Genomic DNA, 11527 nt, shown 5'->3' on the forward strand with positions numbered 1-11527 from the left:
CCATTCCTGCGGTAACGGCCACCTAGGGTTCCGCTTTTACAGCGGGTCACTTGGAAAAACGGAACGCCGCCCGCCGCGAGGGGCAAGAAAATCAAAAGCAAAAGCAAAAGCAAAAGCAAAAGCGAGGCGGCCTTATCGCCGACCTGATTGCAGGTGTGTCTGCGATCCCATTGTGGGAGCGAGCCTGCTCCGGGCGGCGTTCCGACGATGGACTTCCAGGCACCGCGTTCATCCAGACGGGGCGCGTTATCGTTAACGTCAATCGCCAGCAGGCTGGCTCCCACAGGGGATTGGGGGTATCCGCAAAGATCAGGTCGTCTATAAGGCCGCCTCGCTTTGTTTTTGGCGCCCCGTTAACCATGTGTCCGGTCCGTACCGGCGCTTGAAAAAGGGAGTCGCCGTAAGGGCGAAATCATAAGTGGCCGTTACCGCAGGAATGGATACACACCCAATCCAGTTCTTAACTACAACCCCATGCTTGAGTGAACAGTATTGCCCCTTCACTTGAGCTTTTTTCTTACAGGAACACACGCATGAACCTTGGAATAGCAGGACGCTGGGCGCTGGTGTGCGCTGCCAGCAAAGGCCTGGGTAAAGCCTGCGCCCAGGCACTCGTCAGCGAAGGCGTGAACGTGGTGATCACTGCCCGAGGCGAACAGGCACTGAATGAAACGGCCCGTCAGCTCAGGTCGTTGAATCCTGAAGTGACTGTGATCGCCGTCGCCGGCGACATTGCAACACCAGAGGGGCGTGCGGCAGCCCTCGCGGCCCATGAGCATTTCGACATCTTGATCAACAACGCTGGAGGCCCTCCTCCCGGGGATTTCCGCGACTGGAACCGCGATGCCTGGCTCAAGGCGCTCGACGCCAACATGCTGACCCCTATCGAGTTGATCAAGGCAACGGTAGACGGCATGGCGACCCGCGGATTCGGCCGCATCATCAACATCACCTCGAGTGCGGTCAAGTCGCCTATCGAGAGCCTGGGCCTGTCCAACGGTGCACGCAGTGGCCTGACTGGGTTTGTCGCAGGGCTTGCCCGGCAGGAAAACATTGCCAGTCGTAACGTGACGATCAACAACCTGCAACCGGGCTCGTTCGACACCGATCGGCTGCGTGACAACCTGGTCGCCGCCGCGCAGGAACTGGGCCAGGACAGTGAAGCATTCCTCGACGAATGCCGTAGCCAAATTCCCGCTAAACGCTTCGGCTCACCCGAGGAGTTCGGTGCTCTTTGCGCCTTCGTATGCAGCAGTCACGCGGGCTACCTGACCGGGCAGAACCTGTTGATTGATGGAGGGGCCATTCGCTCCAGCCAATAAAATGGCAGGCACACTGGCCTGGATGCTTTCGCCCTTCGCTCAGACCCGTTACTACAGCGCAGTTTCGAACTGCGCGTTTTGCTTTTCTTCAGCCCGTAAATCTTTTCAATGACAAGTGCCTCGCTGGCGCCTGCCTACCATACCTCCAAGGTATCGCTTAGCACCCAAATGATATTAGACCCCACCGGACATCACACTTAGCCTGTGATTCGGCAGGGTCTGCCTGCGCGTAAAAACTATAAAAAATGCCTTACTGAATGGAGCAGTCATGAGCACTCATTATTCAATTCCCGAGCTGATCGATAGCACTCGAGTCAGCTCTTTTCAGTGGCGGGTTTTCGCCCTTTGTTTTTTCGTCACCATTCTTGATGGATTCGATACCCAAGCCATTGCCTTTACCGGTCCCTCGATCACTGAGGCCTTCGGACTCGGCGCAGGCGCCTTGGCGCCCATCCTGACCGCCGGAATTGTCGGCATGGTGCTCGGTGCCATGGTACTGGGCCTGATGGGCGACAAATTCGGCCGCCGGCCCGCCATTATCGGGTCGGTTGCCTTGTTCGGTTTCGCCTCCCTGGCAACGGCATTTGCCCAGACTACCGAGCAGATCCTGGTCTTGCGCTTTATCGCCGGGCTTGGCATGGGCGGTGCGACACCCGTGGTTCTCTCGCTCGCCGCCGAGTATGGCAGCGCAAGACAACGCGGCACGATCATGACCACGGTCCTGCTCGGTTTGCCCGCTGGCGCCATTCTTGGCGGATTGCTGGCTGCGAAAATGCTGCCCTCGATTGGATGGCAAGGCATCTTTGCCGTTGGCGGTATCGTGCCACTGGTACTGGTGGTGGTCTTGATGTTCGCACTGCCGGAGTCGTTGTATTTCCTGACCCGGCAACGGACCCATGGCAGCGTTGAGAAGATCGGGAAAATTGTCGCCAGCATCACCAGGAACCCAACGCTCCCGGGCAGCACCTACAGCGTCCCGGAGGCCGATGTAAAAACCAGCGTCACCTCCCTGTTCTCTGGCGGCCTGGCGCGCAATACCTTTGGCATATGGACGGTCTACCTTTTCAACTGGGTGGCATGGTTCATGTTCCTATCCTGGCTACCCACTGTTCTCAAAGCAACGGGACTGCCGGCAGAGCAGGCACCCATGGGCACTGTTGCGGTCAACGCCGTGTTTGTCGTGTGTGCCATTCCGCTGTCAATCATCTTGCCGAAAATCAACGTTCGGCTATTGCTGCTGGCCTTGTTTGTCTTCGGTATTGCCCTGTGCCTGGGCTTGGCGAATAGCGGCACCCATTGGGCGCTGGTGTTCACCCTCGCAGGTCTCGCAGGCCTGGGCATTGGTGGGCAGCAAATCGTCTTGAACTACATGGTTGCCCAGGCGTATCCCACCGCATTGCGGGCAACCGCAACCGGCTGGGCGATTGGACTGGGCCGGGTGGGCGCCATCATCGGATCGGCAAGCGGCGGCTGGTTTCTGGAGCACGGAGGTCCTGCCGGTTATTACTCAGCGCTGATCGTGCCGTTGGCGATAGCAGCGGCAGCACTCTTGATCATTCGCACCCAAGCCGATGCACCGGCTAGCCAACCTGTCGCGACGCATTGAAGGACAAGGACCAACACAATCGCGCCCCGGCGCCATCGCGCGGGGGCGTTCCTTTCATCGCCAGGCGATGACGACGCTGGCAACCGGGGTGCAGGCGCATGTGCCGTTTGACCTCAACTGCGCATCCGCCTGCAACACTCAGTCAAAACGGAACGAGGCGCCATAAGCCGAGGCAGGCAAATGACTCGAACCGTCGGCGCGCAACCGTGAACGCAAGGTGCCACTTTGCGGCCGGGTGCGGTATAGCCCGCGCTTTTGCAACTCGGGGATGACCAGTTCAACGAAATCCTCAAGGCTGCCGGGACTGATCAGCGGGTTAAGCATGTAGCCGCTGGTGCCGGAGATTCGCGCATGCTCCTCGATGCGCTCGGCCACCTGGTGTGGCGTGCCCACCAGGATAAGATCGCTACCTCGGGTGACCTTTGCAAAACGCTGTTTGACGTCACCCGCGGTCAAGGGTTTACCACTGCCATCAGGATGCACCACGTAGGAAGTCATGCCTTCGGTGTGGGTGGACAGTGCCTCATTGTCGGCGTAGCGGCCGATATCAATACCGGTATCACCCGCGTAACTCACAAGCTGTGCCTGCAGGTGATAGTTGCTTTGCAACTCGTCATATTTGCGCTGGGCTTCGATTTCTGTTTTAGCGGTGACAATACGCAACACCGTCAGCGACTTTACATCTTCACGGTGACGACCGCGTGCCTGGGCCTTGGCCCGGATTTCCTCCAGCCCCAAGCGAATCTCCTGGGGGTTGGACTTGGCAACGAAAATCAACTCGGCGTGTTTGGCGGCGAATTCACGACCGCGCCCCGACCAGCCCGCCTGGATCAGCAACGGCGTGCGTTGTGGCGATGGCGAGGTCAGGTGCGGCCCGGCCACGCGGTAATGCTCACCCGCATGATTGATCGCACGCACGCGCTCGCCCCGGGCGTAGAGTTGGCGCGTCTTGTCCGCGACCACAGCGTCGTCGGCCCAACTGCCCTCCCAGAGTTTGTAGGCCACATCCAGGAATTCTTCGGCGCGCTCATACCGGTCATCGTGCTTGATCATTTGCTCCAGGCCGAAGTTGCGGGCGGCGCTGGACAGGTATGAAGTGACGATATTCCAGCCGACCCGGCCATTGGTGAGGTGATCCAGGGTGCTGAAGCGTCGGGCATGGGTAAAGGGATGTTCGTAGCTGGTGGTCACGGTAACGCCAAAGGCCAGGTTCTGCGTGACGGCGGCCAACGCCGGGATGATCATCAGCGGGTCATTGGCCGGTGCTTCAACGGCCCATTTCATCGCCGCATCAGCGTTGCCGCCAAACACGTCGTAGAAACCCAGTACATCGCCAAAAAACAGCATATCGAGGTGCGCCTGGTCAGCAATGCGCGCCAGGTTCGACCAGTAGCCGAGGGAATTGATTGCCAGGCGTTCATCAGCCGGGTGAGTCCAAAGGCTTGGCGCACCGCCACAGCCCACGCTGGCTTGCTCATAGAGCGCAAACAGAAGAGGAGTTGGATCGGACATCGTGGTTCCTGATTAAATAAGTAACAGGGCAAACTTCAACGCGGGTTCTTGAAACCTTTGCCGTAGTGGCGTTCAAGGCGGTGCTGGATCAGTTCAAGCCCGATGGACAGCAACCAATAGATGACGGCGGCGGTGGTGAGCATTTCGATGTATCGATAAGAAGACCGTCCATAGGACTGCGCCAGGAACATGACCTCCCAAACACCCATCACTGAGATCAGCGATGAGTCCTTGAGCATTGAAATGAACTGACTGGTTGTCGGCGGGATGATCGTGCGCATCGCTTGCGGCAAGATGATGTGCAAAAAAGTCGCTGCCGGCCTGAGGCCCAACGCCATCGCCGCTTCCCGTTGTCCGGGGGCTACCGCCTGGATACCGGCACGAAAGATCTCGCTGAGGTAAGCCCCGTAATTAAGCGAAAGCGCAATGATCCCCGCACTGATAGCGCCAGGTACGACGCCCAGTTGCGGCAAGCCCAGGTAAATCAGCAGGATCTGGATCAGCAGCGGCGTGCCGCGAAAAAAAGAGGCATAGAAACTGGCGATGCCGTAAGCCACTGCGCTGCGTGACAGTCGTGCAAGCGCCGTCACGAAGCCCAGCAGCAAGGACAGGCAGATCGAACACAAGCATAGGAACAACGTCAGCGCGGCGCCTTGCAGGAAACCGTTCGGCCCCAGGTGCAGCCCAAGCAGATTCGGCAACCTCTCCAGAATGATCGAGAACTTCAGATCGAAGCTCATGAAAAACATGACGCACAATCCCAACAGCGTCGCCCACGTCAGATACAGGCGCGTGCGAAATCCCGATAACAGGTGAACACGACGCTTCTCGGTTTCGGCGGCCACCGTCGCTTTGGCCGGGTATGGGTTCTGGGCTGTCATTGGCTGATGTCGGCACCGATCCACTTCTGCGAAATGTTGCCCAGCGTTCCGTCAGCCTTCAGTTGGCCAATGACTTCGGTCACCTTGGCGTTCCATTGCGCATCGCCCTTTTCAATCGCCACCACGTTCGGTTCGGCATACAGCGCATCGCCAGCAATCTTGAAGCGAGGGTCCTGGGCGATACGCTCGCGGGCCGTGATCAGGTTGGTGACCATCGCGTCAAGGCGCACGCCTGTACCCAGTGCCAGGTCCTGGAAGGCAACGGTCTCGTTGTCGTACGGCGCCACCTGGACATTATCGAAAGGAAAACTCAAAGGCTTGTCTTCGGCACCTTCGATCACCAGGTCCTTGTTCAGGTAGGCTTCATATGTCGAGGCGCTGATCACCCCGATTTTTTTGCCAGACAAATCCTTGCCTGCCGTGATCTTGTTGTCACTGGCATTCACCACGATCACCGCCGGCGACTGGTAGTATTCGACAGGGAAATCGAATACTTCGGCGCGGGCCTTGCTCGGCGTCATCGAGCACACGCAGATGTCATAACGACCGTTCCAGTGACCGGCGGCGATGACATCCCAGGATGGTGTTTCCAGCTTGAGCTTCACGCCAAGACGTTGGGCAACCGCCTTGGCCACATCCACGTCAAACCCGTCCAACTGGTTTTGCTCGTTGAGAAAAGAGAACGGCGGATAACTCTCCATCAGGACGCCGGTCAACTCGCCTTTTTGCGTGACGCGATCAAGGATGGCCCCTGCGGACGCTGTTGAGCAGAGAGTCAGCAAGGCCAGGCCAAGGGGTAAAAACGCTTTGCTTTTCAAAGACAAGTACTCCAATCAATCGAAAATAACTGATTAGATTAAAACGCAATATAAAAATCGTTAGTACTTGTTTTATGGAATAACAGGCTCATTTCAAGGTATATCAATCAGCACCGAATACACCGGCGTACGGACTCAAACAGCCGCTACTCTCGCGCCATTGCCGCTCACCTCGAACTGCCCCACCAGCTTCTGCAGTTTATTGGCATTGAGCCTGACCGTTTCGGCACTGTTTTGCAGCACCACCACGGTCTGGCGCATTTGCGTGGAGCAGTGGTCGACCTTCTTGATCGTCTGGCCGCAGTCGAGGCTACGAGTATTGAGCTGCTGGATGATCGCAAACATGCTCTCTACCGCCTGATGCAGCTGCACGTTTTCCGAAGAGGCATCCTCGGCCAGGCGCAGGCTGTTATCGACGTCCTTGACGCCCTCCTCCATGAAGCTGACGGCTTTTTGCGTTTCGTTCTGCAGGCCTTCGACCATCTGCCGAATGTCATCGGCCGCCCGGGAGGTGCGTGAAGCGAGGCTGCGTACCTCGTCGGCGACCACTGCAAAACCTCGCCCATGTTCCCCTGCGCGTGCGGCCTCGATGGCCGCATTGAGCGCCAGCAGATTGGTCTGGTTGGTGATGTCGCTGATCAGGCCGGTGATCTTGCCGATCTGGGTCATCCTGCTGTCGAGCAACTGCACGCTCGATGAAGAACGTTCGACCACATCGCGAATGGATTGTGTGCCTTGCTGCACGGCCAGAAATTGCTCGCGGGCACGGGTAACAACTTCATCCATCGCCTGTTTCATTTGTTCGGCGCTGGCAGAAGCCTGCTGGATCTCGCCCAGTTGGTCTTCGACGATCAGCATCATGCGATGCACCGCTTCGGAGACTTCGCTGGAAGTGTCACTGGCTTGCTGGCTGCGTCCGAGCATCATCTGATTGGTGGTGCCGACGCTGCTGCTGGCCTTCACCACTTGCCCTACCACCGAGTCCAGATGGTCGATGAAACTGTTGATCCAGCGCCCCATGTCGCCCGTCTCATCATTGGCCATGCGCTTGATGTCCAGGCGCTGACGCAGGTTACCCTCGCCTTCGGCAATGGTCCGGATCACGCCTGTCATCTCGTTCAACCTTGCCGCCAGGCGCTTGGGCCCGAGCCGGCTGAACAGGAGCGCGGCGCCAGCCATGCTCAAGACCTCGACGGTATCAATCATGCCCTGGTCCAGGCCACTGTAATGCTGGACCAGGAAATTACAGGCGAAGAGTCCAGTCATGGTCGCGATGTAGGGCTTCATCAAGCCGTGGCTGAGCGAGCGCCGGCGGTAGACCTCCTCCAGGTCGGCCTCGCACATCATGCCCCAGCGGTCCGGTGACCCTGGCAACTGGAAGGTAACGCCCTTGCCCACCACTGGAATGTGCCGGTAGTCGGAGTAACCGGGATACGTCACGAAGAGGTTGGAGCCCTTGCGGATAGTCTCGCGTACGCCGGGATGCAGTTGTTGCGTCGCCGGGTCGGTGAAGCGCAGCTCAAGCTCGGTGTGCCGCTGGATCTGCACGGTCTTCCAGGGGGTGTGTACGCCACTCTTCAGATTTTCACCGTGGCTGAAGGTGCCGTCCTCGAAACGTGAGCGTGACAATGCGGTACCGGGCTCAATGGCGGGATCGAAACGCGATTGCGCCATGAACAGGTAATTGTCACCCGACTCGGCAAAAATGTGCCCGGCCTCACGCTGGATAAGATCGCCCAACACATCGTTGGGTATGCGGCCGCAGAGGCAGCCCAGGACTTTTCCATCGACCCTCAGGGGCTGATAGAACATCAGCGTGACTTCATCAAAGAAGCGCGAAGACGAGGGGCCGATTTGCAAGGTCAGCAGATCGCTGTAAGGGCCATGAAGGAACGGCGCCTTCAATCCTTGCGCCAATGCGCGGGTGTGCTCCAGCCGAGCTTTGCCGCGCTGGCTCCAGGTTGAAACGATGACACTGCCGCTGGCGTCAACGACAAACAACTCCGAAAAATCCTCCGCCTGGACGAGCTTGTCCACCAATGAAGTGCTGTCGAGGCTGGCGAAATCAGCACTCAGGTGTTCCGCCAGCTCCGCCAGGTGCTCCCACTTCTCGCGCGTCCAGTTCTGCAGCAACTGCACTCGGGTTTCAGCGATGGCCTCGAAGGTTTGCTCGATCACCGGATAAGCCGAGCGATTGAGCCAGCACGACCAGCCCATCGTGAGTTTTCCAGTCTTGCCGAACCAGGGTAGCCAGCGTTTTTCGTTGGCGGACAATTGCATGAAATTACTTGATAGCGACATCTACTTCGTCCATTGCGACACTCAGATGGCTAATTGATAGCAAATACCAGGCCAATTCGTGAGCAGGCTAACCAACTCATGGAAAGGAGTAAGGTTGACTTGGGCACCGGTTTTGTAGGCCGAGAAAAACGCAGGGCACCCCTGTCATCAAATGAAAAGAAAGTGTCGTCCGATGCGGGGTCGGCGCTCGCGGGATACGCGTAGAACACATCGCGTATTTTTTGATTTACCTGTTCCAGACCATAATAAAAATCCGTATAGGGATCGCATTTTATGCGTGTGAATTTGCCCGTAACCGACCATGAAAGATTATTCCCCGCCGATCAACGCCTGATCTCCACCACCGATCTCGATAGCCGAATCACTTACTGCAATGACGCGTTTGTCGACATCAGCGGTTTCACCTACGACGAACTGGTTGGTCAGACGCATAATCTGGTCCGGCACCCCGACATGCCGCCCGGGGTATTCGTGCATATGTGGCACACCATCAAGCAAGGCAAGCCCTGGATGGGGATTGTGAAAAATCGTGCGAAGAATGGTGATTTCTATTGGGTCAGTGCCTACGTCACGCCCATCTATGAAAACGGCCGCCTGAGCGGTTACGAGTCGGTTCGTTCGGTGCCCAGTCGCGACCAGGTGCGCAGGGCAAGCGCGCTTTATGCAAGGATGCGCGCCGGCAAGCCGATCGTCGCGCTGAGTGCGCGGATTTTCCGGCCGCTGCAACAGGGTTGGCCATTACTGATGGCAACCACGGTTTCACTGCTGGCTGATCAGTGGCTGGAAAAAGCGGCGGCCCAAGGGGTGCTGGTAGTGAGCCTGGGGATTGCCTGGTTCCTGATCGTGTCCCGACAACGCAACGCCATACAGCGCACCCTGGCCGAGCATCCGAAAGCTTTTGCCGACCGCTTGGTCGCACTCACCTACAGCGATAACCATGGTCCCCAGGGGCAACTGGACATGGCCATGCTCAGTGAGAAAGCCCGCTTGCAGACAGCCTTGAGTCGACTCGTGGATGCCGGGGTCAGTGTAAAGGCCAAGGCGGCGCAATCATCCGAGTTGTCCGGCTTGCAAGCGCAGGCACTTGACCGCCAGCGCAGCGAAACCGATCAGTCCGCCGCCGCCATCTCACAGATGGCGGCCACCAACCAGCAAGTGACGCAAAACGTCATCAGCACCGCGCATGCCGCCTGCGAGGCTGACCAGTTGACCAGGGACGGCAGCGAGTTGGCCGGACAAAGCCTGCGCGCCATGGAGGCCATGAACGCCGCCGTCAACGAAATCGCCCAAGCAGTCAATGCGTTGGCGAGCGAGACGCAGTCGATCGGCAGCGTCGTGGATGTCATCACGTCGATTGCTGAACAAACCAACCTGCTGGCGCTCAACGCGGCGATCGAGGCGGCCCGGGCAGGCGAGCAAGGTCGCGGTTTTGCCGTGGTTGCCGATGAGGTGCGATCCCTTGCCCAACGCACCCGCACCTCAACCGAACAGATCCACGGCATCATCGCTTCCCTGCACATCGGTGCCGATCGCGCAGTCACGACGGCCACCCGGGGTGAACAGATTTCTCGCGACAGCATGCAGCGTGTCGAGGCGGTGCAGGCTGCCTTGGTCGGTATCAGCCAGGCCGTCAGCCGGATCACCGATATGAGCCAGCAGATGGCGTCGGCGTCGGAAGAGCAAAGTCACGTGACCGAAGATATCAATCAACAGATCACGCGAATTGCTCAACTGTGCGATCACAGTGCGGGGCAGGCCAAGCAAGGCGCGGCCATCAGCCAGGATCTCGAAGGGATGGCCGAGTACCTGCACAGCCTGGCCGAGCGATTTAACCGATAACCTAAAGCTCAGCGACGGACTGTCTCAGACCGTCGCTGGTGCCCGTTGACGCCAGCTATGCAAACCCAAGGAACGACAGGACCACCGCGACGATCACCACCACCCCGACGATGTAGATTATGTTGTTCATCAGTCCACCTCTCAATCTGAACAGGATTGCAAAACGCGGGTGCGACAACGTCCAGCTCATGCACCTTTGCTTGTCACTCCATTCGACAACGCACAGGGCGCATTGTCCCAATCAGCCGCAGCAGGACCAATGGTCTGCGTTCACCTGTCCTATGCTTCTATCCAGCCCCACCACTTCGGACATTGCCATGCCTGCCGACGAAACCACACTCCTCCAGAGCTGGCACCACAACGCCCACGCCTGGATCGAAGCCGTGCGCACCGGCGCCATTGAAAGCCGCCGCAATGTCACTGACCAGGCCATCCTGCTGGCGATAATGGGCCGCCAACCCGAGTGCGTGCTTGACCTCGGTTGTGGCGAGGGCTGGCTGTTGCGTGCATTGGCGGAACGAGGCATCGAGGTCGTCGGCGTGGACGGCGACGCTACGCTCGTCGAGTCAGCGCGGGCGGCCGGTGCCTCAACGGTGTACCTGGCCAGTTATGAAGAGCTGGTGGATTCGAAGGTTTCAATCGGCAGCGACTACGACCTGATCTGCGCCAACTTCGCCTTGCTGCACCAGGACATCATCCCCTTGCTCGCAGCCATGAACGCCCTGCTCGCCCCCGGCGGCGCGCTGGTGATCCAGACGCTGCATCCATGGACCGTGGCTGCGGGCGACTATCAGGACGGCTGGCGGGAAGAGACCTTCGGCGGATTCGAGGGGCAGTGGCAACCGATGCCGTGGTACTTGCGAACCTTGTCCAGTTGGTTCAATGCGCTGGACATGGCCGGGTTCCGGCTGGCGGGGCTACAAGAGCCGCAGCACCCGCAGAGCAGCGTGCCTCAGTCGTTGCTGTTGGTGGCTGAGCGGCGGGATGGTTTTGTTTAGAGGATTTTTTCCAGTTTCATCGTGTGGCCGAGCCAGGGCCGCAGGTCCTGCGCAGCAGATGGCAGCATATTTGGACTGGGTGTATGAACTCGCCCCCACTGGGCAGAACCTTCAAAAAGCCAATGTAGAGCAAAAGCTATGCGAGGCGGACTGACCTGATCGTTTTCATCCTGTGACGCTCCGCATCACCGTTGCGCACGGCTCAATTAATGCGTCGTCAGCGGAACGCGGAGCGTCCCTGGCGGCATTC

Annotated in this window: 9 protein-coding genes and 1 pseudogene; 4 read left to right on the forward strand and 6 right to left on the reverse strand. The window is 58.6% G+C overall.

Translation table 11 applies throughout. From position 1 onward, the window contains the following. A pseudogene (locus tag PG5_RS34620) lies at positions 1 to 284 on the reverse strand (hypothetical protein); the annotation flags it as partial. Between the two features lie 249 nt (positions 285 to 533). Between PG5_RS34620 and PG5_RS27960 the strand changes: the two are divergent. Beyond that, positions 534 to 1322, forward strand: coding sequence for an SDR family oxidoreductase (locus PG5_RS27960; protein ID WP_020800440.1), 789 nt, complete (start codon positions 534 to 536; stop codon positions 1320 to 1322). A 268-nt stretch (positions 1323 to 1590) separates the two neighbouring features. After that, complete coding sequence (locus tag PG5_RS27965) at positions 1591 to 2928, forward strand: MFS transporter (protein WP_020800441.1); 1338 nt, start codon at positions 1591 to 1593, stop codon at positions 2926 to 2928. Positions 2929 to 3066: 138 nt separating this feature from the next. On the opposite strand, the gene PG5_RS27970 is transcribed toward PG5_RS27965, so the two are convergent. From PG5_RS27970 to PG5_RS27985, 4 genes are all read right to left on the reverse strand, one after another. Then, a complete protein-coding gene (locus tag PG5_RS27970; RefSeq protein ID WP_020800442.1) occupies positions 3067 to 4440 on the reverse strand; it encodes an LLM class flavin-dependent oxidoreductase in 1374 nt (457 codons plus the stop codon). Positions 4441 to 4475: 35 nt separating this feature from the next. Next, positions 4476 to 5321: an amino acid ABC transporter permease gene (locus tag PG5_RS27975; RefSeq protein ID WP_033045514.1), complete on the reverse strand. Its 846-nt coding sequence runs from the start codon at positions 5319 to 5321 to the stop codon at positions 4476 to 4478. Then, positions 5318 to 6139: a transporter substrate-binding domain-containing protein gene (locus tag PG5_RS27980; RefSeq protein WP_020800444.1), complete on the reverse strand. Its 822-nt coding sequence runs from the start codon at positions 6137 to 6139 to the stop codon at positions 5318 to 5320. The genes PG5_RS27975 and PG5_RS27980 overlap by 4 nt, the downstream gene beginning before the upstream one ends. Positions 6140 to 6274: 135 nt before the next feature. After that, a complete protein-coding gene (locus PG5_RS27985) occupies positions 6275 to 8440 on the reverse strand; it encodes a methyl-accepting chemotaxis protein (protein ID WP_020800445.1) in 2166 nt (721 codons plus the stop codon). 273 nt (positions 8441 to 8713) lie between these two features. Between PG5_RS27985 and PG5_RS27990 the strand changes: the two genes are divergently transcribed. Continuing rightward, positions 8714 to 10279, forward strand: a complete 1566-nt coding sequence (locus PG5_RS27990) for a PAS domain-containing methyl-accepting chemotaxis protein (RefSeq protein WP_020800446.1) — start codon at positions 8714 to 8716, stop codon at positions 10277 to 10279. Positions 10280 to 10334: 55 nt separating this feature from the next. Here PG5_RS27990 and PG5_RS35070 read toward each other — a convergent pair whose 3' ends face one another. Beyond that, positions 10335 to 10469 (reverse strand): hypothetical protein, encoded by a 135-nt coding sequence (locus tag PG5_RS35070; protein ID WP_020800447.1) that lies wholly within the window; start codon positions 10467 to 10469, stop codon positions 10335 to 10337. 127 nt (positions 10470 to 10596) lie between these two features. Between PG5_RS35070 and PG5_RS27995 the strand changes: the two genes are divergently transcribed. Next, positions 10597 to 11277: a bifunctional 2-polyprenyl-6-hydroxyphenol methylase/3-demethylubiquinol 3-O-methyltransferase UbiG gene (locus tag PG5_RS27995; protein WP_020800448.1), complete on the forward strand. Its 681-nt coding sequence runs from the start codon at positions 10597 to 10599 to the stop codon at positions 11275 to 11277. Positions 11278 to 11527: the final 250 nt, after the last annotated feature.

It is taken from the genome of Pseudomonas sp. G5(2012) (assembly GCF_000408945.1).
Taxonomy (GTDB): domain Bacteria; phylum Pseudomonadota; class Gammaproteobacteria; order Pseudomonadales; family Pseudomonadaceae; genus Aquipseudomonas; species Aquipseudomonas umsongensis.